This is a genomic window from Litoreibacter roseus (assembly GCF_009811795.1).
Taxonomy (GTDB): domain Bacteria; phylum Pseudomonadota; class Alphaproteobacteria; order Rhodobacterales; family Rhodobacteraceae; genus Litoreibacter; species Litoreibacter roseus.
The window spans coordinates 764,943-787,381 of sequence record NZ_BLJE01000002.1 but is presented as its reverse complement, the minus strand read 5'-3'; the positions used below and the strand labels follow the sequence as shown (position 1 = coordinate 787,381).

The 22,439-nt window shown below is 54.6% G+C and carries 23 protein-coding genes; 6 read left to right on the top strand and 17 right to left on the bottom strand.

The annotated features are described in order from the left end of the window. Positions 1–11: 11 nt before the first annotated feature. The 4 genes from KIN_RS10820 to KIN_RS22685 all read right to left on the bottom strand — a co-directional run bounded on the left by KIN_RS10820 (position 12) and on the right by KIN_RS22685 (position 4,383). Positions 12–956 (bottom strand): TniB family NTP-binding protein, encoded by a 945-nt coding sequence (locus tag KIN_RS10820; protein ID WP_159806780.1) that lies wholly within the window; start codon positions 954–956, stop codon positions 12–14. Continuing rightward, a complete protein-coding gene (locus KIN_RS10815) occupies positions 953–3,157 on the bottom strand; it encodes a TnsB C-terminal domain-containing protein (RefSeq protein ID WP_159806778.1) in 2,205 nt (734 codons plus the stop codon). Before KIN_RS10815 ends, KIN_RS10820 begins: the two co-directional genes overlap by 4 nt. After that, positions 3,154–3,954 carry a PDDEXK family nuclease gene (locus KIN_RS10810; RefSeq protein ID WP_159806776.1) on the bottom strand — a complete coding sequence of 267 codons (801 nt, stop codon included), beginning with the start codon at positions 3,952–3,954 and terminating at the stop codon, positions 3,154–3,156. Before KIN_RS10810 ends, KIN_RS10815 begins: the two co-directional genes overlap by 4 nt. Before the next feature lie 177 nt (positions 3,955–4,131). Beyond that, positions 4,132–4,383 (bottom strand): helix-turn-helix domain-containing protein, encoded by a 252-nt coding sequence (locus tag KIN_RS22685; RefSeq protein ID WP_373281653.1) that lies wholly within the window; start codon positions 4,381–4,383, stop codon positions 4,132–4,134. 428 nt (positions 4,384–4,811) lie between these two features. On the opposite strand from KIN_RS22685, the gene KIN_RS10805 reads away from it, so the two are divergent. Genes KIN_RS10805 through KIN_RS10790 form a run of 4 tightly spaced genes read left to right on the top strand, consistent with a single transcriptional unit; the run spans position 4,812 to position 6,664 of the window. Then, on the top strand, positions 4,812–5,393 hold the full coding sequence (locus tag KIN_RS10805; RefSeq protein ID WP_159806774.1) for a hypothetical protein: 582 nt from the start codon (positions 4,812–4,814) through the stop codon (positions 5,391–5,393). Beyond that, complete coding sequence (locus KIN_RS10800; protein ID WP_159806772.1) at positions 5,386–5,703, top strand: ArsR/SmtB family transcription factor; 318 nt, start codon at positions 5,386–5,388, stop codon at positions 5,701–5,703. The genes KIN_RS10805 and KIN_RS10800 overlap by 8 nt, the downstream gene beginning before the upstream one ends. A 2-nt stretch (positions 5,704–5,705) precedes the next feature. Further along, positions 5,706–6,119, top strand: coding sequence for an SRPBCC family protein (locus KIN_RS10795; RefSeq protein ID WP_159806770.1), 414 nt, complete (start codon positions 5,706–5,708; stop codon positions 6,117–6,119). Then, positions 6,119–6,664, top strand: a complete 546-nt coding sequence (locus KIN_RS10790) for a DUF5655 domain-containing protein (protein WP_159806768.1) — start codon at positions 6,119–6,121, stop codon at positions 6,662–6,664. The genes KIN_RS10795 and KIN_RS10790 overlap by 1 nt, the downstream gene beginning before the upstream one ends. 128 nt (positions 6,665–6,792) lie before the next feature. Here KIN_RS10790 and KIN_RS10785 read toward each other — a convergent pair whose 3' ends face one another. From KIN_RS10785 to KIN_RS10765, 5 genes are read right to left on the bottom strand one after another with little or no spacing between them, the layout of a single operon-like run. Continuing rightward, a complete protein-coding gene (locus tag KIN_RS10785; protein WP_159806766.1) occupies positions 6,793–7,020 on the bottom strand; it encodes a hypothetical protein in 228 nt (75 codons plus the stop codon). A 4-nt stretch (positions 7,021–7,024) separates the two neighbouring features. Beyond that, positions 7,025–7,234 carry a hypothetical protein gene (locus KIN_RS10780; RefSeq protein WP_159806764.1) on the bottom strand — a complete coding sequence of 70 codons (210 nt, stop codon included), beginning with the start codon at positions 7,232–7,234 and terminating at the stop codon, positions 7,025–7,027. A 1-nt stretch (position 7,235) separates the two neighbouring features. Further along, positions 7,236–7,793: a metallophosphoesterase gene (locus KIN_RS10775; protein WP_243144895.1), complete on the bottom strand. Its 558-nt coding sequence runs from the start codon at positions 7,791–7,793 to the stop codon at positions 7,236–7,238. A 7-nt stretch (positions 7,794–7,800) separates the two neighbouring features. Then, positions 7,801–8,388: a hypothetical protein gene (locus tag KIN_RS10770; RefSeq protein ID WP_159806760.1), complete on the bottom strand. Its 588-nt coding sequence runs from the start codon at positions 8,386–8,388 to the stop codon at positions 7,801–7,803. After that, positions 8,385–9,098 (bottom strand): nucleotide-binding protein, encoded by a 714-nt coding sequence (locus KIN_RS10765; protein WP_159806758.1) that lies wholly within the window; start codon positions 9,096–9,098, stop codon positions 8,385–8,387. The genes KIN_RS10770 and KIN_RS10765 overlap by 4 nt, the downstream gene beginning before the upstream one ends. 135 nt (positions 9,099–9,233) lie before the next feature. Here KIN_RS10765 and KIN_RS10760 point away from each other — a divergent pair, with 135 nt between their 5' ends. After that, a complete protein-coding gene (locus KIN_RS10760; RefSeq protein ID WP_159806756.1) occupies positions 9,234–9,497 on the top strand; it encodes a helix-turn-helix domain-containing protein in 264 nt (87 codons plus the stop codon). 438 nt (positions 9,498–9,935) lie between these two features. Here KIN_RS10760 and KIN_RS10755 read toward each other — a convergent pair whose 3' ends face one another. Beyond that, positions 9,936–10,841, bottom strand: a complete 906-nt coding sequence (locus tag KIN_RS10755) for an HNH endonuclease (protein WP_505712032.1) — start codon at positions 10,839–10,841, stop codon at positions 9,936–9,938. A 130-nt stretch (positions 10,842–10,971) separates the two neighbouring features. Next, complete coding sequence (locus tag KIN_RS10750) at positions 10,972–11,415, bottom strand: very short patch repair endonuclease (protein WP_159806754.1); 444 nt, start codon at positions 11,413–11,415, stop codon at positions 10,972–10,974. 67 nt (positions 11,416–11,482) lie between these two features. On the opposite strand from KIN_RS10750, the gene KIN_RS10745 reads away from it, so the two are divergent. Further along, a complete protein-coding gene (locus tag KIN_RS10745) occupies positions 11,483–13,039 on the top strand; it encodes a DNA cytosine methyltransferase (protein WP_159806752.1) in 1,557 nt (518 codons plus the stop codon). On the opposite strand, the gene KIN_RS10740 is transcribed toward KIN_RS10745, so the two are convergent. From KIN_RS10740 to KIN_RS10715, 6 genes are all read right to left on the bottom strand, one after another. Next, positions 13,033–13,920 carry a nucleotidyl transferase AbiEii/AbiGii toxin family protein gene (locus tag KIN_RS10740; protein WP_159806750.1) on the bottom strand — a complete coding sequence of 296 codons (888 nt, stop codon included), beginning with the start codon at positions 13,918–13,920 and terminating at the stop codon, positions 13,033–13,035. The two genes, KIN_RS10745 and KIN_RS10740, sit on opposite strands and share 7 nt — an antisense overlap. Beyond that, entirely contained in the window at positions 13,913–14,500 is a 588-nt protein-coding gene (locus KIN_RS10735; RefSeq protein ID WP_207710125.1) for a type IV toxin-antitoxin system AbiEi family antitoxin domain-containing protein, read from the bottom strand. Before KIN_RS10735 ends, KIN_RS10740 begins: the two co-directional genes overlap by 8 nt. 311 nt (positions 14,501–14,811) lie before the next feature. Beyond that, positions 14,812–16,890 carry an AIPR family protein gene (locus KIN_RS10730; RefSeq protein ID WP_159806746.1) on the bottom strand — a complete coding sequence of 693 codons (2,079 nt, stop codon included), beginning with the start codon at positions 16,888–16,890 and terminating at the stop codon, positions 14,812–14,814. Then, positions 16,877–17,899: a PD-(D/E)XK motif protein gene (locus tag KIN_RS10725; protein ID WP_159806744.1), complete on the bottom strand. Its 1,023-nt coding sequence runs from the start codon at positions 17,897–17,899 to the stop codon at positions 16,877–16,879. Before KIN_RS10725 ends, KIN_RS10730 begins: the two co-directional genes overlap by 14 nt. Then, positions 17,896–20,751 (bottom strand): Z1 domain-containing protein, encoded by a 2,856-nt coding sequence (locus tag KIN_RS10720; protein ID WP_159806742.1) that lies wholly within the window; start codon positions 20,749–20,751, stop codon positions 17,896–17,898. Before KIN_RS10720 ends, KIN_RS10725 begins: the two co-directional genes overlap by 4 nt. 12 nt (positions 20,752–20,763) lie before the next feature. Continuing rightward, entirely contained in the window at positions 20,764–22,251 is a 1,488-nt protein-coding gene (locus KIN_RS10715; RefSeq protein WP_159806740.1) for an ATP-binding protein, read from the bottom strand. Positions 22,252–22,439: the final 188 nt, after the last annotated feature.

The window sequence follows — 22,439 nt, the reverse complement described above, 5'->3', positions numbered from 1 at the left end:
ATGGTTATGGGTTAGCGAAAATCGGTCTTTTCGCCGATTTGAATGTTTTGGAAGTCTGCGGCGACAAAGGGGTTCAGTGCCGGGACACAATCTATGTTCCGCCGATATGTATCTTCAAAGTGTTGAATTTTGAGTTCCGTGCTGTCTTCAAGCATCGCCTGCTTGATCCCTGCGCAGCAATACTCGCACATTGTACCGAATGCATATTTTGATACGTGCAGTAATCTCGCTGCAAACTCACGGTTCTTAACCGACTTTGTTAGTTGAATGTTTGCTGCTTTCGCATACTGATTGAGCGTTCTTGCGACGACCTCTAGATCAATCGCCGTTTCAAGTGTTCGGGTATGCACCTGACGACAACGGCGAAAGAGCTGGTCATCCGAATTTAAGACCTCAAGAAAATCAGGCGTACCGACAACAATCGGAATAACGATGCTCTGACCAGGTTGCACTAAGGACTTGAGGAAGTCCCTGAGGTCGGCGCGGTCGACAGCACCCGCCGATCTGACATGCTGAATTTCGTCGAATACGAGGACGGAGGTTTGCAATTTGCGGATGTACCCGTCTACCTCGGTCCAAATTTCCTCGGCAGAGTCGCGCTTGTTTACCGGCCATCCATATGCTGTGAGTGCGCCCGCGCACAATCCTCGTAACGAAGCCTTTGCTTTCAACTTGATCACTAAGAATGAGCGGGGGTTGTCACCAACGACCGTATCCTTCAGGCCCAGCCTTTCTAGCCCATGGATGGTGCTTTTTGTCTTGCCCGTTCCACTGTTCCCTAGAATCGCCACCGCACGCGCTTCCATTTCGCTGCCAGCATCGACGGCCGCACGATGTTCACCAACGACATCTCCGATAGCGTGAAATATCCGTTCTGCGTCGGGGTTTTCCATGAAAATCTGCCTTAGTTTTTGATGTCGTGAATAAACATCAGGATGTTTTGGTCCAAAACTCATGGCTTAATGGCCTCCTCAAACCAGCTATCGTCATCATCATCTTCATCACTAACTATGGAGCCCTGGCTGTATTGATGCGGATCGGTTTGGGCCGCAGGAGGGGATGAAGGGACTGCCATCTCATCTCCGGTGGGATGCTGACGGGCATTTGGGGCAGGTGAGATTTCGCCAATCTTGTAGCCAATACCGCTTTCCGCGGGTGGTAAGTCTTGCACGGCCGTTGGTGTGTCATCGACTACTGAGAGCCCCCAATGGAGTTCACGTTCGAGTCCTTGCAGGTCTGCCGACGTCGGCATCTGGGGTAAGACACCCATGATGCGCTGTGCCTCAGTTGCACGCGCACGCATGTAATTGAGACCGTCAAAAACCACACTCGCCTTTAATTCAGCTTGCGCAGAGTAGCGAGAGCGGAGAATTCTGGTGGTTTCAATCCAGTCCGTTAACTTTATTCCCTCAAAGTTTTCAATACTTGAGCGGACTTCAAGCCAATTTCCGTCGTCCCATACGCTGATGGTGCCAAGGTTTTGAGGGTCGACATAGAATGCGAGTTCGTTCGTTCCATGACGCTTGCGTATGCTTTGCAGTGTTTCGTTGCTGCCACCATAATCTATGCCAAGGAAACGAATGCCGCGGGCTGTAACGGTTCGCTCCTGCCTGATTCCAAATGCTTTGCGTCGCGTTTTAGGAGTTAGCTTTGGCGGTGTGCCAATAGTTCCCTCAAGGCGTTCAAGCGCTGATGATGGTGTCTCTCCAAACAGACCTCCATGTTCAGATTGATGATAAACGTCGACAATGAAACGAATAAAGATCAAGGCAAGCTGATCGTCAGTGAGTGCAACCTTCGCTTCGGTGTCGTAGTCGCCGCGCACTTGTGGGTTACGAAACGTTTGTGCCGGAATGTAGGGCATGGCACGTACCGAAAAAGTGCCAAAGAGCCTTTCAACTGGTCCCCGAAATTGGGGTTCACCAACTTTGCCATAGAATTGCGCTGATTGAATCATTTCCACAGCACGCCGGGTCGTCTTGCCTAGGAACCCGCCTCCAGTGTCGTTGTCCAAGCATTCAAATGTAAAACCACGCCAAGTTGACTTTGAGCCAGCAGCTTGTGCTAGGTCCTCCTTGTCACGCGTTGCCATTTCTAACGCGCGTACCGCCGCCTCTGAGCTTTGGGTTGCAGAAATGCCAAACCCGACAATGTAGCGGGTCGCGACATCCATGACGATATATAGCCAACGCCGACCGCGTGGCAGCGCATCAAGTGTCTCTTGCTCGAGACCTTCTCGTATTGGCCCGGACATAATGAGCGTTCGTGCATCTACCTCCCACTCATCTGCTTGAAATGTTTGGCCAGGTCGTGTCGCTCGCTCCGTTTTCCCGACGCCCGAGTACTTTCTTTTAGTGTAAACTTTGCCCTTTCGACCCAGATCGATCTCGAATTCTCCAAATTTGCTGATCCAATCGTGTAAGGCCGACCTACAACGGCCATTAATTGGGGCCTGACCGCTTTTCCGACGCTTTTCATTCTCAAGACGGATCGCGCTTATGGTTTTTTGGGCAATCGCGTTGCCGCTGTGTCTTTCCTCGGACAAGTATTCGCGTAGACACCCTATGATGAAGCGGTAGCTTTCTGGATCTATGTCAATCCTTGAGATCTTGCCCCGTTTGTCGATCAGGCTGTCAATTCTACCCCCAGATTTTTTTACAAGCCGCTGCCATCTCAATATAGTCCCTGGTTTTGCAGTGCTGGGTAGGCTGTTGTCTTTGGAGCAGAAGTACTGAACGCCAAACCGGTCATCGAACGCCAAACTTTCCTTTGTCGCTTCTTTGAGAATGGCATAGAAATTCGCTTCCACGCTGCTCGGCGTCAACTTCACCTCACCGGCAGCGTGGAGCTTTCGTAGCGCGGAAACGAAGAACCAGCGCCGCAGCAACATCTTTTGCTGTCTTGAAGGAAGCTCCCAAACGAAAGTGTAAAGATCTGGAGCCTGCTTGGCATCAGGAACTGTCAACGAGCGCCTTTTACAACTCCATCGTTCACTGCCAACGATTTGGTTGAGGTCGTCCCAGCCAAATCTCTCGATTGCGCCGGAGCCATCTTCGCGACGGAAGAATGCCGAGTGTTCATCGCTTGTCTCAAAATGGTACGGTATGTGGTCGATTGCGTACTGATCAGACTGGCTAAAATAGATCTTCTGGTTCATTCCAGCCTCCGCACCACGGTGAAAGGGGAAATGCGACCAGTGCTCAATTTCAGCAGTGATCCCTCGAAAATCGCACGAACGATGACGCGAAATGCACGCCCACCCGCACGGCATAGTTTGGCCAAGTCGCAGATGGAAATATCACCAGGTACTGTGCTCAGGACATCGTGCAGTCGTTGATCTACTGCCGGATCAGGGCACAAAGCAAACCGATGGTACATCACTGCGTTGAACGCATCTGCACGTGAAAAGCAGTTCTCTGTGACCAAAACCAGTTCGTCGGCCGTGCCGGAAGGCATGGTTTTCTCCAGCGCATTCAGCTCCCGCAAAAACCTTCCTGATTTGAGGCGTTCTGTAGGTTTGACGGCGACCGCGACACGACGCCCATCATGCTGCGTAATCAACAGATCAATAAAGTGGTTCGCGGGACGGCCGTCATCTCCAGTGAACGGAATGGGGCCAAACTGCTCTTGCACCTGCGCCACACTGGGATTGATCAGCGTGAGCGCGCCGTGGTGATATTCTACCTGGCTGTCGAAACCGTAAATTCTAGGTATGTGGGCTACTGAATCCAGCCAAGTAGCAAAGATGCGACATGCACCTCGCGAGCGGGGATTAATCTTTCGGTTGCCCTGATATGGGATGGGAGTAACGCCTGGCATCGTCAGATCGCCAAATTCGTTTTCAAAGGGTTTGGTCGGGCCATATGCCCGCTGGAACGCCTCTGGCATACCCGACAAATCCATGGCCGGAATCTTAACGGGCTCCATCACTGCGTGATCAAGTAGTGCATTCATCACATAACTTCCTGGTTGCCGGTCGCTGAAACGCCGGATTGGTGGCTGCAAAGGGTCTAACTGCCAGAGCAGACCCATTGACTTTTGAATTTTGAGGTGGGATGAATGAGGCGTATCAAGGCGGGCCTGGTTGCGGAAGCAGCTGGGCTTTGCTCATTCATCTAGATGCTATCTAGATCATGCTGCGTCCTCCTGCTTTTTCGAAGGAGTTCGGCCTGGCCAGATTTCTGACACTGGCAAGCCGACTATTCTAGAAATCTCCTGCTCGACACGCGCCGATCGATACCTCCCCAGCGATGCTGAACATACTGCGGAGGGTGAAATCGACAGTCTATCTGCGACACCCGAAAACGTCGTGCCTGCCAGGGCCAAGAGGTACTGGATCCGGGCATGGTTTTCCCGATCTAACTTTGAATTGTTCGCGGACACAGCACCGCACTCCTACAAATCTGAAGTTTGTAGAAGGCTGAATCGGTGCGGGCGGCATGTCAACCCCTTAAAATGGCATCAATGCACCACATATTGCGCCTCTATGCCCATAAAGGGATATTCGAACACAATATATGGTAACATCTAGCTCCTAGATTAGACTGAGGTCAAGTTCCGTATCTGACTGAAACGCAAAGCATCAGTTTGGGAGTAGGCAGAGCCAATAGGTAGTAGAACCAGTCGTTCGTTCGGCGCGCGGCGAAAGAGGGAAAAGAGCCCATACCTTCGAAAAGTCTGAGTTGCAGCGAATGACGGCTTTGCTGCTCGCAAAAGCAAAATGCATGCTTCAGGACCATTGAAGAAATGTTGACTCATAGGTATTCACTTATGTATTAAATCCCATAAGTAACTGCTTATGGAGATTCGAAATGCTTAAGCCGCTCGTCGCCACCGCCGCCGCCGGCCTTACCCTTTTCATCTGGGGTGGGATTACCCAGATGTTTCCTTGGGGTCCGTCCACGGCGCATGTCATTTCGACTGAGACTTCTCCTGATCTGGGTGCGTTTCATTTGCGCACGCCGGTGATCGAGGCACCGGGATCGCTCGGGACAGCAGCTTTCGACGAAGCGTTTTCCGGTCGTTTGGGCCTCTTGTTCACGGACAACACGGTGTCGTGGATATCCTCAATGCCAATCGCCTATTACGACGGTGCGGCCTACCTGACGCGGCAAGCGGTGACGCAGGCCGTCGTTGCTGCCCTGATTGTCGCGCTCTTGATCTTGCTGGCCCCTCTTGGGCCGAGACGCAGCCTGTCAGTCATTGCGCTTAGCGCGGTTTCAGCCTCGGTGGCCACTTACGGTGTTCTTTCAAACTGGTGGGGGCTCGCGCCAGCTTATGCTGTTGGAGAAAGCGCGAACCTGATTGTCGGCTGGACGATCGCTGCTACTGCGGCCTCCTTCATCTTGAGCCGGAAGCAGGGCGGCAAACTGGCGGGAACGGCATATGGATAAGGAAACCCAAGTCTTTCGGGCACTGGCAGATCAAAACCGCCGCGTGCTGCTGGATTTGCTGCTCGAAAGCGACCGTTCAGTCGGAGAGTTGAGCGACAGACTCACAATCTCGCAGCCCGCCGTCTCGCAGCACTTGCAAATCCTGCGCGAAGCGGGGCTGGTTTCACACCACAAGCACGGGCGTCAGAACATTTACAGTGTTGATGCCGAACCTTTGCTGAGCGTGGCAGGATGGCTCTCGAAATACCAAGCCTTCTGGGACAAGAAGCTCGATGCCTTCGCGGAGCTTTTGAAAAGAAAGAAGAACTGATCATGGGAACGATACGACGAAGCGTTGATCTGGCCTTCCCGCGGCAGATGGTTTGGGAGGCGCTGATCAACCCGCAGGAGCTTGCTGTCTGGCTGATGCCCAATGACTTCGAACCCGAGCTTGGACATAAATTCACGTTCCAGACCAATTCCGCGCCGGGGTTCGACGGCACGGTGTATTCGGAGGTGCTGGAACTTGACCCGCCGCAGCGGCTGATGATCTCCTGGAAAGCCGGCAATCTGGATACGACCGTTTCCTTCACACTAACGGAAACTACAACCGGCACGAGACTTGATCTGGTGCATGACGGATTTGCACTGCGGCAATTGCCCACCCGCGCCATCCTCACGGCAGGTTGGGGACGCATCCTGCGCAAGAAACTCCATGCTCATCTACAATCGAAAGGACCTGCATAATGGCCCTCAGCCCCGGTGAGATGCACGCCCGTATCATTGAAAACCTGCCTGAGAAGACCGGCCATCCGCTGGCTCACTGGCTGGATATTCTGGACAGGGTGAGTGACGACAGAAAGGCCCATATGGCATTTTTGAAGTCGGACCAAGGTCTTGGACACCAAACTGCCGTCGCCGTGATCCGGGAAAAAACAGGCGATGTGCCGTGGTCCGACCCCACTGATCTGGAGGCGGCGCTACGGGACCGGATCGATCCGGCCTACGTGGCGCTGTATGATGAACTGCGTTCCCATGCGCTGACGCTTGACAAGGTTGAGGTGACGCCTTGCAAAACCTACACCGGCTTCAAAACGACGAGGCAATTTGCCGTTCTGCAACCGTCGAAATCTGAAGGTCTGATCCTTGGACTGGCTGTGTCGCCGTCCGAGCATCCGGCACTGTCAGAGGCCAAGAACGTCGGCAGCGCACGTATCACCGCCAAAGCGACGGCTGAAACCGGCAGAGAGACGCTTAAGGCAATGCTGACAAGCGCCGCAAAGCGCAGTTGACTTTCGAGAGCAGACCTTCGAATTCGCCAATCGAAAGGCAGCTTCGTCCGCATTCTGTGAGTTAATAGCCGGCACAGCGAACAGCCGCTGACCATAGTCGAGCTCTGAAAATGAACAATTCCCGAGAGCTATTTCCGCATCAAATCTGGGAACTTGTCCGGGTCAATCCTTTGCTTCCCGTCCTTGTCGCTGGCCCAAGGGTTGCCGAAGGCTTTCGGGTCGGGTTGCGTGTATTCTGTCAGGTCCGCAGCTTTGAGTTTCTGGCGCGCTCGCTTGTGCTCTACTTTCTTGAAGCGCTTGTCGCTCTCGGCCTTGGTGATACCCGTGATCGGTGTCTTGCGTCTGGATCGTGACATCTTACTACACCTCCGCATTGTCGTTGAGTTCATGCGCATGCGTGTATGGCGGCAAAGTCCAGCCGCGCTTCAAGAGCTCTTCCCTGATCTGAGCTCTGGCCCACCAGCCACCTTTGACGTCTTTGCTGTATCGCGCATGCAAGCCGCATTCGATCAATTGTGCGATGATGCTGTCATCGAGATCGCTTTTCGCGTTGCCACCAGTTTGGGTCATTTCAAAGCTCCGCATTATGTTCTACGTCCTGCCAGTGCTTGTTCTCGGGCAGTGCCTTTGCGCGTTGTTCGATGTCTCGGATTGTGATCGGGACATAACCCCAGACATCAACGCCGACGTTGACGGCATTCCTGCTTCCCATCCACTGGTCGTGAACATGGCCGAACAGGTGAAGCGCGCCTTTTCGGGCGCGGTGCAATGTGATCATCGGGTAATGACAAAGCACCGAATGTGGGCCTTGGCCATCCGCCACTTCGGCAAGAGGTGTCACGCTGGTCCAAGGCAGCTGCTGGGTCGCTTCGCCATCGTGGTTCCCGATGATAAGGTGCTGTTCCGCCCCCGGCAGCTTTGCGAAGATCTTCGTCAACCAGTTGCGATCCTTTGCCTTCTGACCGAAGGCGAAGTCACCAACAATCCAGAGCGCATCCTCGGGGCCAACCTTCGCGTTGAGGTTCTCTATCAATACCGCATCCATGTGGCCTGCCGACTGGAACGGACGCCCGCAGTGCCTGATAATGTTCTCGTGGCCGAAATGTGTATCGGCTGTATACCAATTCATCATTGTCTTACTCAGTTTGCCGATTTGCAGTGGAGGCGATTGGTTCTTTTTGACCGAGAACGCGGTTGATCTCGGCTTTCAGGCGCGCGGTGCGCTCTTCGTAGCGTTTAGACCAAATGGTAACACCGGCAAAGACGCAGCCGAGGAGCAAGACAACATAGTTTTGGAGGCCAGCGGCCGAGAAGGCGTTATCGGCGAGACCGATGGCATCCAACATCATGAACCACGGAAACAGTCCGGGGAAGGCCAGAAGAAGACTGAACCCGAACGTGCTGATAAGTGTAGCGCCGGGCGTTGTCTTGACGGAAAGTTCAGCGGCATCGTGAACTTTCTGCGTCGTTAGGTTTGCAAAGGCGAGGAGCTTGCCGGAGGTCCGGTCACTGACGACAGCAACTTCGTGGCCGGGCTGCGCGGCTTCGAACAGCTCGCCCTGATATCGGTGCTCATGTCCGGCGCTGTCCCGCAGCCACAGCTCGCACGTACCATTGATCTTGCCATAGCCGGTAGTCTGGTTGATGCGCACCGAGTCCATTTGCTTTTTGCAGGCCGTCACGATGCCGCGCACGACATCAAGTGACGCCGTTACAACTGTCATGACACCATACTTTCACGTTCAGATATCAATTCCAGGACTTCATTCGCTAGTTGGATGCACCACCCCTGCCAATGGTTGTTCGACATGTTTTGACTTTCACTGCGGTTCTGATGCGGAATGAACGCCATAAAGTTTGGGTCGAAGGGCAGCTCTGTTTTCAGTATTGGCAGCGGCGAGAACGCGGCGCGGACGTGCTGTGGCTGCTCGGCACCTGCCACCAAACATCTGAGCCTATCTTGCTTGGTTAAGAATTCCTCCGGAAGGCGGTCCTTGGTCTCTTTGGCGTCTGAGGCACTCCGCGCTGGAACGATCAGTAGTGAGGATCGGTCCGCTGCTTCAAAAACGGACAATGTCTGGTGAGCTGGGGTGTCAACAATGGCGTAGGCCCAATTCTCTCGCCAAAGCTGATCAAGCACTACCGTTAGATAGGCAGCGGTTGTCGCTCGAATGTACTGAAGCTCCCCACCGCAAAATGAGCCACTATGTGCCGTGTCGGCCCATCGACCAAGGACGCTGTGATCCGGCACAGCACCGTAGCCGCGTCCTGTTAACACAAGTTGTTCCTCAAGCGGAACTGCATATCCCGCATCAATAAGCGCAACGCGTTGACCAATTGATGCTAGACCGACAGCCAGCGCAGCCGCTGTGGTTGTCCGACCCGCCCCACCCTTGAAGCCGAGGCATGAGACTGTGTGCAGTTGCAGCTCCATTTGAAGTTGCTCCTCTACCTCAAAACGCGCAGCACGCTCCCGCACCCACGCTTCTGACCCACTTCTTCTAATGACTATAGTAAATTGTTACTATAGTCATTAGAGTTATCGGTGCCGTTCCCTGACAGAGTCAGGATGGAACGGAAAAACCAAGCTTTGATAGCCGCATACGCGCGGACACTTCGCGAAAAGCGGAAGGCCGCGAACCTGTCACAGGAGGAACTCGCGTTCCGCACAGATCTTTCCATGAGCTACATCTCATTTTTGGAAACATGTCGAAGACAACCAACCCTCACAGTGATGGATGCGATCTGCCGAGAGCTGGGCATCCCGCTTGCCGAGTTCGTAAGTGATGTCGAGCGCGCCGCTGTAACGCACAGCGCAATAAAAGGGGCGTAGCTTTGATCAACCGATCACATCGGGGTTGGTCGATATTGCAAAGTGCGAGGACTAGAGGGCAGAAAGCGGAAGTTCGCGGCGGGTGCGAATGCTCTATACATATTTCGCGAAGGCTGCCATCCAAAAGGGAGAAGTATGACTGTTCATCAATTGGTCGTAGGTTCAATCCCTACCGCCTGAGCCAAAATCTCTGTTAGATAACAGGTGAGTAACTGGCCGCCCCTCGGAGCGGATTTCTGTTTTCTGCAACATCTCTGCAATGTGGCGAAGACGAAATTCGGAAGAAGTCTGTAGCTCCCAAATACCCAGCATGTCGCGCCAAGCCCTTCTCAACAATACGCACGCATCCAGATGCATCGGAGTAGCGAACAATATATTTAAAATGAGAAAGCTGAAAATTCAAATGCTCGGGCAAAGATACATCTATTATGGCAAGAATTATCTCGCTGGCCAGTCCCGGAGCCGATTGATACGGTGAACAACTTCCAATCTAAAACGGTGGCGCTGTCGACCGAAGTGTAGTTCGCGGTGACAGTTGGGGCAACAAGCGAGGGCATTGTCGATCGTGTCAGGTCCTCCTTCTGAAAGTGGCCGAACATGGTGAACTTCAAGATAAGGGTCGCCGTCATCACGCTCGAAAGGGGCATTTTGACCGCACGCATCGCATGTTCCGCTAGCCTCTTCCAAGACCCAGGCAATCACGTTCGGATCGCGAACAAACCGGTTTGAAGCCCCGCTAATCTTTTTAACATTTCTCTGACCATCCGGCGTTGTACTACGCGATCCGCGTTTCATGCGCGCCAGACGGCGCGCTTTGAGCACTCGCCTTCGGAGTTCTTCTTCGTCGTCGGTCGGTTGCTCAGTCCAGTTTGACAGTTCTGCCCGGCCAGTGAATAATTCCTCCAACGCTTTCTGGGACATGGCCGCCGCACTTGGCGATCGAACGATCAAATGCATTTTCTTCGTGTTGTTGCCGGTGGACTTCGAGGTGTTTTGGAATGCGGCCGATTTCCGCCCGATGGCCAACCTCAATCGCTCGAAATCGCTCACTTTGCTCATTTGAAGAGGCAGCGAGTAGCCGTTCGGCACGACCACACGGTCAGACTCCGGTAGTTTTAGCGCCTTCGCACTGGCGACTTGGATCTCAAGAAGAGTCATGTCGTGCTCCGCCATGCGCAATAGGTGCATACGCATTCCAGCTGCGTATTCCTTATTGCGGCTACGGTTGGGTCCAAGATCCGACCCACTGCGAGATTCTACAGTTAGAGCGAAGCCATCATTTGTTTTCTCAAGCGCGAATTCTGCATCCAGTTTGCGACCTTCCTCGTCTCTCGGTAGAAGCATTTTCGTCACTCACTTTGGTCTTTCATACACAGGAAAACTCGAAACTGCTGCCAATGCAACTACGCGAAAGCACTGAGACTCCAAATTACTTTGAAACTCTTGGGCCGGTTTGTCGTCGCTTTTTTTCTGCTCAGCCAATAATGACTTCGCTTTCGCCACCCGGGAGCCATTCAGACAGTAGATCGGTTGTTTCATTGATTTTCTCGGGTGTCCGTAGTGTGCATTCCCAAACTGTTGCCACTCGCCATCCTGAATCAAGGAGCTTGTCTTGAACGTCCCGGTCCCGCGCGACGTTTGCATCGAATTTCGCTTTCCAGAACTCCGGACGCGTCGATGGAGTGCTTGTGTAGCGGCATCCCTTATGGCGGTGCCAGAAGCAGCCGTGTACGAAGACGATTGCGTGATGTTTTGGAAACATGAGGTCAGGTCGTCCGGGGACATTCTTCGAATGCAGCCGGTAACGGAAGCCGCGCGCATGAAGTGCCCGCCGTAGCACCAGTTCAGGCTTCGTGTCTTTCCCCTTGATCCCGGCCATCATCCGGGAACGGGTCTGTTTGTCTACGATATCGGTCACGTGCACCCTGGTCTTCGATCTGGAACCTAGTATACACCGACAGAATTAATTTCGTCAGGAGCCTGATTTGTCAGCCACTTTCGGCATTGTCGATCTGTTCGCCGGTCCAGGCGGACTGGGCGAGGGCTTTGCCTCTCTCGTCGAGGACGGACATGCGCCGTTCCGGATCGGCATCTCGGTGGAGAAGGAGGAATCGGCCCATCGCACCCTGACGCTGCGCGCGTTCCTTCGTGAATACCAAGCTCTTCACGGCGCCTTGCCCGACCAGTTCATCGATTTCCATGCGGGGCTTGTCACCGAGCCTGATTGGTCAGCAGTCGACGCCGAAGCGTGGCAGCTTGCCATTGATGAGGCTCGTGCACTCGAACTCGGCACTGGAGCTGCTGCGACGGCGATTGACGGTGCCATAGCGAAGTTACGCAAAAACTATGACGATACGATTCTGATTGGCGGACCGCCCTGTCAGGCTTATTCCTTGGTGGGGCGCGCCCGGACGAAGGGCAAGATCGGCTATGTGCCTGAAGAGGATGAGCGGCACTTCCTTTTCCGAGAGTACATCCGCGTGCTCGACAGGCTTCGTCCCGCCGCCTTCGTGATGGAAAACGTCAAGGGCATGCTGTCCTCGACTGTCGAAAGCCGACTTGTCTTCGAGATGCTGATGGAGGATCTGTCCTCGCTCGGCACGGGCCATGGTCATCACTACGAGCTGCTGGCTGTTCGGGTGGAAGATGGAAAAGCCAGCCTGCAAGAAGCAGCTCGACCGTCAGATTTCATCGTGCGCGCCGAAGAATTCGGGGTTCCGCAGCGACGCCACAGAGTGATCATCGTCGGAATTCGGTCCGACCTTGCGGGCAAGGCTGCGCATGCCGAGATTGGGGTCTCGGGTTTGGCGCGAACGGTCAACGATGTGATCGGGACGATGCCCGACCTGCGCAGCGGCATTAGTCGTGGTCGAGACGATTCATCGGCGTGGCGGGACGAAGTTGTCGAAGCGGCGAAACTTCTGGCCAAAATCCACAAGGGGAACGAGAATGCTCCGCTTCGGGAGGCATTCTCATCCGTTGCAAAGCGAATGAAGTCGGAAGCACAGAGCCGTCGGACAGCGTCATGCCAGCCGAATGGCTATGGCACCTCGAACGATGAACTGCTGCGGTGGCTCGAACGGTCGGATCTGCGCGGCATTTCCCAGCACGAGACGCGAGGACACATGCCCTCAGATCTTGGACGGTATCTGTTCGCCGCTGTGTTCGGGGCAGTGCGCGGCTACAGCCCGAAGGCTGCCGATTTTCCCCTCGCGCTCAGCCCGGATCATCGGAACTGGCACAGCGGCGTCTTCAATGACCGTTTTCGAGTCCAACTGGCCGACGCGGCCGCGACTACCGTAACGAGCCACATCTCCAAGGATGGACATTACTTCATCCATCCTGATCCGATGCAGTGCCGCAGCCTAACCGTGCGCGAGGCTGCTCGGCTGCAGACCTTCCCCGACGACTACCTGTTCCTAGGCAATAGGACCCAGCAATATGTCCAAGTCGGAAACGCAGTTCCGCCGTTCCTTGCAAGGCAGATCGCGCAACTCGTTCTTGAAATTCTTCGCGGCACTACAGTCAGCCAGCGTCATTGAACCTCGTCCTCGTTCTTGTCGAGATGGCTTTTGCGTATACACGCCGGACCAACCAGTGCCCACGCCTCATCAACTACCTCTTCTAGCGAAAGATTGGCTAGATCAATTGATCGAGCGTACGCGAGCCACTGCCGTTGCTTTGAAAGGTCCTTCGACATTCCCTCTGAAAGACCAGGAGGTCGATCTGCAGGAATGGCCGTTCGCCTACGCTCGAATGTAGCCCGTATTGCTGCGTTCAGATCACCTTCAGAAACGGGCACTGCTTTCGAAATCGCCCAAAGATCAAAATAGTCCTTCATGCGACCGTTGGCTACACCGAGCTCCACCATCGCGTGAAATTTCTCTGCAACTACCGTTGCTGGCGGATAAGTACGTATTTGTGGCTGCTCCATCCCGAGCAACGACGGATAAGCGAATGGTTGTGCGTCGGTAGCAATCGCGTCTCCAAACCCAATATCAATTGTGACCGGGATGCGTGATCTTTCCAAAAATGCAGTCGTTCGTAGGCGGACGCCACCGTACTCAATTTCTTCGCGAATTGACGATGCGGTCAGCGCATGAGTATCAAAGACAAGTCCATCTTCTGCCTTGATTGCCATGATGTCAGCAAATGAAGTCTTAAGGTTTTCAGTGCTGGAGTCGCCGAATCCAAGAAAGTCTGCGTCGCGGGTTTCGCGGCTACTTCCCCCGATCCAGAGCGTTACCAGCATGCCTCCTTTCAAGATGAAGCGATCACGGTGGTCAGAAATCGAGAGGCGATAGAGTAGCCGCTCCAGCGCATAGCGCACCAGCACGACCTCATAGACGCGGCCTTCGTTGCGCGCGAGGTTCAGTAATCTCTGCTTGATCGACGCGGTTAGATTTGTGTGCTCTTTAGCCATTCGCCGTCAGGGCCTCGAGATAAGGCCGCATGATCCGCCAAGCACCTCCCCCAATTGCAGCTTCTGCAATTGTGCTGGGCGTGGCCTTGCGCTGTTCAAGCGCAGCGCGCAACCCTTCGACAGCAATCGAGCGGTCAACCAGCTTGCTGTTGCGAAAGATGTCGGCGAGCGTCTTTTGTACGGAGAATATAGGCACATCTACGCCAGATATCCTGTGATATTCGATTCCATGCTGCATGTATTTGTCTCGGAATTCGACAATGCGGATCGGAGGGTAGGCCGGTGCTGGCGCCCAATCCTTGGTGTTTATTGCGACCCATATTTTGCGAGGCATCTGATCCGTAAGCCCATGGAACGCAAGCGCTGAGACCATCGCAATGACACCTTTCGGGACCAGCTTTGCCGCTTCGGCCAGTGCCTGTTGAGAGTCCACGTCGGTATCGGCGCGTTGATAGAGGCCCCGCGAGATGCGGATTATTTCTCCGTCATTAACTGCGCGCTTTATCGTCTGGCTAGCGATACCAACCTTGCGAAGTTCGTATGCCCGCACAATCGGGTTTGCGCGGAGAAACGTCGTCAATTGTTCGCGTTGCGATTGTCTTTGCTGCGCCATTGCGTTACAGAACCTGGGTCTTCTTTCTCCTACACCCAGGTTTTGTAACGGTTCGTTTGTGACGAAACCTGGGTCTTATCTCTTCAACACCCAGGTTTTGTAACCCAGGGATCCTGTCTTGGCCAGTCGAAATCAGTCGGAGGCGAATAACAACCCGCAGTGTGGCGGCGACCTAAGTCTGATGCGGTCGTGGGCGTCGGCTGGGGGGCTCTATTGAACGCGGTGCCGCCCTATTTGGCGCGCCAGATTGCTTGTCTGCGCCTGACAGGCGGCGCAGGTCAGGCGGTCCCATTGTTGCCGAACGGCGCACCTTCAGCCTCTGCAATCTGTAGTATTTCCAAAGCTCGCTTGGCTTGCTTCGGCGAAGGAGCCTTGATCCAGTCACGCGCCGCATATCCACTGAGTGTGGCGGCGATGCCCGATTGCCAGTCCTTGAGATGCCCTGTTTCGGCGCCCCACTGGCTGATGGCAATCCAGTCCTGAGCCGAGACCCCCTGACACCTGTGCATGGCATCTAGTTCAGTCGGCGTCAGATCTGGATTGTCGTTCCGGTTCTTCTCAGAACTCGTTTTGGTGCCACCGACTTCGGGCGGGAGAGTACTTGGTAGGGCTAGCTCGAGCCTCCTAATGACTTTCCAACAATCAGCCTTCTTACACCACTCCGTGACGTTCTTGCCGTTGGAGGACTCAATGATTGCATCGCGGATTTCATAAGACCATTCGCGCATCAGCTGGACGAGGTCAGCGGAGACGTCCTGAGCCTTCCAAATGCCGTCAAGATCTATCTGTCTTCCGGTCCTGTGCGAAAGATAGGCGACGACATAAGTCGCAATTTGTGCGCGATAGGCTGGAAAAGCCTCCTTGCGGGTAATGCTGACCGCCTGCTTGTATAAGATGGCCTTGGCTATGGTCCGGCGATAGTAGGACTCGTCGGGCAACCAACCCTTTGAATGCGTCTCAGACAGGTCCTGCATGAACCATGCAAAGCATTTTTGCCCACCCAAGCTGACCTTGTCCGGTCTCTGATCCCAAGATAGCAAGAACTTTGCGAGCTCTACCTTGTCGAATTTTCTCTGTCGCGGAGTCCTCTCGTTGAAGCGTCGGACTTGAGCCGGCGTTTTGGCCGTGCGCGACTTTTCGACCTCATATTCACCCCGCGTGCGTTCGTAGAACCAGCGCGTCTGCTCGCCCGGACACCATACCTGCGCGGACAGCCTGGATATCTCGACATGGTACGGATCGTTGGCGGAGAAGTCTGCCATCTGAATGTTGTTCTGGGAATTCGCGTAGAGCGAAATGGCTGGCACGATCTCGTCGATCCTGCGTGCATCAATCAGTGAAATCTTTGCTGGCACATATACGGACGAAAGGTCTACTTTGTCCTCGCGCCTTGCACGATGTATCGATGCCGTTGTCTGACCGCCATTCACGATCTGCAGTCCCCGAACGCGTGTTATGTGGCGCGCACCTGTCTCGCGATCATAGCGAACCTCGATCTCGTCAACTGTAGCAACGATACCGTTGTTGTATGCGAGGAACCTGTCCGGCCGCGCGCGAAGCGTGTCGCGGATACCTCTATTCACTTTTCCTCTCGCTTGCAGGAACGAACGCACATTCTTTTCCAGTAAGCGTGGACCGTATCGGTCATAGAGTTGGTAGAGTATCTCGCCCGGAATCAGCGCAAGATAGGCATCGTAATCAGCAGAAATTTCGGGAGCATGGAGGCAGCTTAGACCGTCCTGCACGTAATCCGTGAAATCAACAAATATCTCGTCCCGCGGCAGACCTGCTTGGACGAGGCGGTAGAGCCTCTCGATGTCAATGACTTCGAAAGACAGCGCTATACCACCAATTTCATCAGCTTCGATAGCAGTAAGCGAACACCTTGAATCTGTGAGTATGATAATCCTGTATTTCTCGGCCATTTCTTTTGTATGCTTGACCCTTTCCACCATCCCGTAATCTGCCGCGGCAGGGTCCAGTGAGTTGAGCAGATCGCCTCTCGCCTTCTCTAGAAAGGTACGAGCCTGACGGCTGGCTCGCCTGACATCTTCAGGTGGGATGGATCCGAGGTGCTCGCTCCCGCCGAAGCAAGCGACGAAGACATCGATGATGGTTTCGTCATCACTGACGGCATATCCGTTCGATCGGGCAGTCGTGGTACCGAAGCTGCGCTCGAAGTGACAGACTTCCGGATTCTCGGTGACGGCAACTTCGGAGAGCCAACTGGTGCAGATATCCGTGAAAATGTTCTCTGAGAAATCAGGCAGAGCCGCCGAACTGCCGGTTCTCGCTTCATTTACTTCGGCGATGAGGCTACTGCGGAACGCAGCGATATCGATATCAGCCGACGACATCGTCATCTCCAGTAAAAACGTTCTGGAAGGCAGTTGCATCGATCTCAAAATCTGAACATGCTCCCACTGAAACAGAGTATTTTGCAGCCACTATTCCGGTGTGCAGCTCCTCGCGCCTAAGCCGTGGGAAGGCCCCCTCTACCCGGAAGACCTGCAATTCGCATGCCCTAAGACAAGGTTCCGAGTAGTTTGCTGCGCGCGAGTCATGGTATCCGGCGGCCACCAGCAAGTCTTCAAAACGCTGAAGCGACCCGGGATGCGGTTTGAGACGATCCCTTAGGCGGGCAACCAGCACCGGAAGACTCATGCCATTGGCACCATTCTCCTTGAGGGGCACGAAACAGACGTGGAGACTTCGCACGGTCGTTTCATCGAATTGGTCCAGCCTGGAGATCTTCATCACTGAATCCGCGCTTACAGCACCGCTTTTAACCTCCAAGGCGTGTCCAAGTCGATTGAAGTCATGAAGGGCATGACGACCCTGCCAAGTGGCAGTCGCCTCAACTTCGCCGAGGATGGGAAACAGAATTTGCTCAAGCACCGTGATTTCTCCGAACAGCCCTCGGATCTGCTCTTCGGACAAACCCCGGTCGGTATGCAGCTGCATGAAACGCTGCCATGCCTGCAACCTTCTCAGGAAGGCCCCGAAACCTGACCGACCTGGCGGCTGTTCCATGACTACACCCGCGATGTCGCCGCACAGCGCTGCAAAGACGCCCCGGTACTGCGCGCCCGAGAGTTCGAGTGCCACACGCAACCTTCCATTGGATCCCGGCTCGACCACATCGATGTCAGTCCGGAACCCCTTTCCGTCCGGCCATTCCGTGCCAGCCGGTACGGAACTGGCGTCGAGCTCGTATAGAAGCCCAACAGCGCTAGAAGGCATCTTTCGCCCAGCGAGCAAGTCGTGAGGCGATCCACGCGATATCTTGCGGGCGTGCCAGCCTGTCCTTGATGCCCCCTCGGCCTCGATGGATTTCCAGATTTCCTCTATTTCGTCCCCTGTCACAGCTCGCTCTCCGTCCGGGCAAAGACATTGTTGACTACGTAGTCGATGGCCGTCGCGTTAGAACTAGTCGGAAAGCTCAGTGCCATCGCCATGATCGGGATGTCGATTTTCACTCTAGTTACGTAATTGTCCGGGTCTAGCGGGTATAGCAGCATAAGCCCGCGACCCTGTGGTCTCATCTCACGGATGGACATGCCACTGGGATCATCAGGATGCTCGCCCTTGGCCCGATTTCGCGCTGCATCTTCATGCCAGGTTTTACGGGTTTGTTCGAGAGCCCGGGCATAGTCAGAGGCACCGAGATCAATGGCTTCGTCACGAGGCGAAACTAGACGCCCTATAATGTACTTTTTGGCATCGATCTGGTCTTGAATCGAGGTGGTGCGCGTCAACGCTTTGCGTTGGACCATAGGAATGTCGAGCCCAGCAATCGTTTTTGCAGGTCCGCGACCCGACAGGAGCGCGACATCCCATTTCAGAAGGTCTCCGCGCTCGACCTGCTTTTCAATGAATTGACGCAGGAAATTGCTGTTCGCCTTAACGGAGTCCTCATGCGTCGCGTATCCGCTCAGGAACGCCAGAATTGAAGACACATCAACGCTCGCCCAGAAGAACGAATTCGCCCACTGGTGCTTGCCTCCGTCCAAGCGGTCTCTCACCGGATCAGCTTCGTGCGGCTCGCCGATGGCCGCAAGGAATGTCTCTGTCGTCGCGAGATTTGACCTGATGACATCCTCCGATGAATGGAAGACTACCGTTTCCGAGATCGTGCCTGCGAAACTTAGCTTCATTGGCGTTCCTGAGCGCATCTTCACTCTCGACGTGATCATTAGCGCAGGATGGGATCGCACACGCAGACCATAGTTGCGCGGCGTCCCGCGGACTGCGGCCATATGATCGAACTCCTCGCGAAGCTCTTCCGAGGCAATGGTGATCTTCTCGAACCATTCGCGCAGATCTGCTGTCATGAAGAGCCTGCAAACATCCTCATAGCCATGACGGTAACCGAACCAGCGCCCCATCTGCATGAGTGTGTCGTACATGCGAGAAGCGCGGAGGAAATAGCTGGTCGTTAGGCCCTTCAGCGTTAGGCCCCGGCTTAACTTGTCGCCACCAACGGCGATGGTCAGGGTATGCTCGGAGCCTTGGCCTTCCTGGTCTAGAATGTCCCCGGCACTCCCATTGATTTCCTTAACGTCAATCTGCGGGATCGCATTCACCACGTATGTTTCGATATCATTCCACTCTAGAGTTTCCCCGCCCGGATTGTATTCGGATTTCAGGGTAGGGAGGAAATCCTCGTTAAAGAGGTTTTCAAGTTCTTGGCGTATGGATCGTTCGCCCTCGGCCTCGCCATAACGGAATTCCCGTTTAGCGGCTTGGACCTCTGCATCGATCTGCTCCTTGACCAAGTTCTGCACGCTCGTGAAGCGCGAGACGTGAACAAGCATTGAGTTGTGCGAATTTTCCTGCCCACGGGCCCTGCGGACTGCGGTGGCGATGAGGAAAGACTGAATCGCCCTCACTAGTGACGGAGGAAGTGTCAGCTCTCCCATGTATCGCGGCACCCAACCATTCCTGTGCCTAGGCGGAACCCAACCCGATCTCTCATTGAGGCTCAGGGAGTCGGCGTGATCCTCGATCTCGCGAACGTAACGGTGCTGGGCTGCATCGACCTCGGCATCTTCCTCTCCTTCTCCGCCGAAAACATGGACAGGGCCGAAATAGTCCGAGGGAGCCGGAAGGCTAACGATGAAGCTGCTAGGGAAGAGATCAGGACCCTCTTCCGCCGTTTCGGCCTGTTCGTGAATGAAGATGTTGGCGAATGGTGTGGCCGTGTATCCGACATAACCCTTCTGCTGGAAAAGGGTAAGCAGACGGCGGATGAGCTTGTTGATCTTGGATGGGTCATGCTCAGGATCCGGCACGCCGTTCTCGTCGAATGCACCTTCCTTTGTATCGACCGAGGCATGGTCCGCTTCGTCATCAATCACGAGCAGTGGAATGCCCGCAACGCTTTCCCTACCGGTTTCTTGGTCGACAGCAGTATGTGCCCATTTGACCCAATCGATTAGGTTTTGTAGGACCGTGTACTGTTTCTTGATCACGAAGACGAGCGGGCGGCCACCCGGGTTGATAGAAAAAGTCTGCGCCCGATTGGTGTTGAAGTCGCCGTTATCGGCACGATTGGTTACTGAATCAGGCCTTAGTCGGGGGTCTGGGTCGACAAGCCCCACTCCAACCGCCTTGAAGCCCTCGTCGGGCCTTCTGTTTTTGTCATAACCAAGAAAACCTTCCTCTACGCGGATCTGGGTCTGCGAGCGCAGATTCTTGTGAATACCGGCGAGAACTATGATGATCTTGTAACCAGCGTCCGCAGCCTTGCAGATCAAGCCTGTATAGTTAGCTGTCTTTCCGGACTGGACGTGGCCCACAACTAGGCCCCTTCGATCCCACGGGCCTTCCCGCGTTGGGTCCTCGAGATGGGAAAGGATCCGGTCGGTGACGCTATCGAGCTTCGTCGTCGGGTCGAGCCCGATATCGGGAAGGATGAAGGTGCGATACCGGTCCCAGTAATTCCATTCAATCGTTGGCTTTCTCTCGACGAGCCATTCCACGTGGTCTTCGTTATTCACCAGTTCCTGTGCGTCGCCGATCCAGATGCTGATGCGCTCTTCGATCGACTCTCGCAGGTCATTCCGGTCGAGATCGGAGGGGAGATTGGGGAACATCATGCAGACGCCGTCGAGGACCTGTTCAATCCGCTCCCGCGTTATGGTCTCGGTCTTTCTGATTTCCTCGAGAATTCCCATTACCTGGCCACGGATCTTCGTCGCAATGCTATCTGCCATCTTCCAGCCCCTCTATATTTCGTCGATTATGTCGGAGTACTGATCGAACGGAGCGAGGCGTCGCAACTTTGCCCGTGCCTCGTTTTCAGTTAGCCTTCCGCCGTGCATCAGGCTGGCCAGCAAGTTACGCGCCAGTCCTCTGATTTGCTCGCGGGACTCCCCGGAAAATGGGGTGGCTGGCAGCTCGCCTTGCTCGACCGTGTCGATCCAGATCTTCTCTACTGGCACCGTGTTCTCTAGTAACTTGAAGAAAGATGCGATCGAACGATCATCATCATCCAGTTCGGTAAGGACATAAGATGCGATAGGATGGGAGCGTTCGATTCGGTATGCTGACTGGTCGGCGATCCTGACGGCTTTCCAAGGCCGCGCTAGGTCTGCCACTGCAGGCCGCTTGCCATACTCTCCGCGGTGTACGAAGACTGAGCGGGCCTGCTGCCTGATATTGAGAGCAAGATCCCTAAGGCGCGTCCGAACATTCTCGGGCGGACTTGCGTCCGACTTCTTGACATCAATCTGCCAGGCAGCGTCTTCCGAATTTGGCAGATCGATGCGGATCCGGGCGAGCTTGTGGGCCTCGTCGCGAACCCATGGTTTCGTCGTGCCGAGGCCAAGCCAGCCGCCAGCGACCAGCAATCTGTCATTGCGATAGATATAGAACCCCTGATTCGTGACCCAGCCTTCGCTGCCACCCGCGAGTTCATACTCATTCTCGTCATCAAGCATGTCCTTGTTAGGAAGGACGTATCCCTTTACGCGTATTTGAGCCGCGCCACTACTGATAGTCTCGTCGGGACTCGTTTGGCAGGCAGCATGATTGCTTAGAAACGGATCCCAAGGCTTGATGCTGGCTTCATTGACGAAAAGCCTGATGCGCGGCCGGATACCCTCGAGGTAGCGATGGAATACCATCGCCAGATGATGCTCGATCTGCTCCATTAAGAGTTGGGACTTTACCCCATCTCTCGTACCACCAAGGCGTGGTCGGACCCGGTCCAGCTTTTGCCAGAGTACAAGGGTTCCGCTAGGCTGGCTTGCAAGATTTTCGAGGTGCTTTTCGGTACCGTCGGGGGCACTGGTCAACAACCGCCAGCTACCCTCCGCCTCCGCGAGGAAATCGAGGTCCCAACGACGGACGTTGATTTCGCCACCTCTCTTCTTTGAAGCTAAGGTCAGGCTACGCGCTTGGGAAAAGGACGCAGTTTTCAGGCCCAGTCCAAAGCGCCCAAGATCCGTTACAGCCCTTGCAATTAGCGGATTTTGGGAGCCCAACCTCATTGCGTTGCGCAAGGATTCTAAATCCATGCCTTTTCCGTCATCCAGAATGCTGACGAAGGGAGCGGACGCGGCAAGCGCGACTTGCACTCGCACGTTTTTCGCTTGCGCGGTAATGCTGTTGTCAATGATGTCAGCAATGGCGGTTTCGGCAGAGTAACCGAATCCGCGTAGCGATTCTGCTAGTGCGTCGGCTGGCGGAGGAGCGTCTTCGAAATCCTGCAACTATTCTCTAAGGTCCTAAAAATGGCATGTTCAGCTCATGATTAATTTAAGTACCACAAGGTGTTACTAGGATACAGATGAAAAGCGGCGCACCTTTGCTCATGACTCCTAAGGCGGTCTGAGGCAGTCGGCAAGGCGATGCGCGTTCTGGGAAATCGCCCCTTTTCCAGCAAAACCCACCCCAAAAC

Coding starts and splice junctions, on each gene's coding strand:
- KIN_RS10820 (WP_159806780.1), bottom strand. CDS start 956: ATGAGTTTTGGACCAAAACATCCTGATGTTTATTCACGACATCAAAAA.
- KIN_RS10815 (WP_159806778.1), bottom strand. CDS start 3,157: ATGAACCAGAAGATCTATTTTAGCCAGTCTGATCAGTACGCAATCGAC.
- KIN_RS10810 (WP_159806776.1), bottom strand. CDS start 3,954: ATGAATGCACTACTTGATCACGCAGTGATGGAGCCCGTTAAGATTCCG.
- KIN_RS10805 (WP_159806774.1), top strand. CDS start 4,812: ATGCTTAAGCCGCTCGTCGCCACCGCCGCCGCCGGCCTTACCCTTTTC.
- KIN_RS10800 (WP_159806772.1), top strand. CDS start 5,386: ATGGATAAGGAAACCCAAGTCTTTCGGGCACTGGCAGATCAAAACCGC.
- KIN_RS10795 (WP_159806770.1), top strand. CDS start 5,706: ATGGGAACGATACGACGAAGCGTTGATCTGGCCTTCCCGCGGCAGATG.
- KIN_RS10790 (WP_159806768.1), top strand. CDS start 6,119: ATGGCCCTCAGCCCCGGTGAGATGCACGCCCGTATCATTGAAAACCTG.
- KIN_RS10785 (WP_159806766.1), bottom strand. CDS start 7,020: ATGTCACGATCCAGACGCAAGACACCGATCACGGGTATCACCAAGGCC.
- KIN_RS10780 (WP_159806764.1), bottom strand. CDS start 7,234: ATGACCCAAACTGGTGGCAACGCGAAAAGCGATCTCGATGACAGCATC.
- KIN_RS10775 (WP_243144895.1), bottom strand. CDS start 7,793: ATGAATTGGTATACAGCCGATACACATTTCGGCCACGAGAACATTATC.
- KIN_RS10770 (WP_159806760.1), bottom strand. CDS start 8,388: ATGACAGTTGTAACGGCGTCACTTGATGTCGTGCGCGGCATCGTGACG.
- KIN_RS10765 (WP_159806758.1), bottom strand. CDS start 9,098: ATGGAGCTGCAACTGCACACAGTCTCATGCCTCGGCTTCAAGGGTGGG.
- KIN_RS10760 (WP_159806756.1), top strand. CDS start 9,234: ATGGAACGGAAAAACCAAGCTTTGATAGCCGCATACGCGCGGACACTT.
- KIN_RS10755 (WP_505712032.1), bottom strand. CDS start 10,841: ATGCTTCTACCGAGAGACGAGGAAGGTCGCAAACTGGATGCAGAATTC.
- KIN_RS10740 (WP_159806750.1), bottom strand. CDS start 13,920: ATGGCTAAAGAGCACACAAATCTAACCGCGTCGATCAAGCAGAGATTA.
- KIN_RS10730 (WP_159806746.1), bottom strand. CDS start 16,890: ATGTCGTCGGCTGATATCGATATCGCTGCGTTCCGCAGTAGCCTCATC.
- KIN_RS10720 (WP_159806742.1), bottom strand. CDS start 20,751: ATGGCAGATAGCATTGCGACGAAGATCCGTGGCCAGGTAATGGGAATT.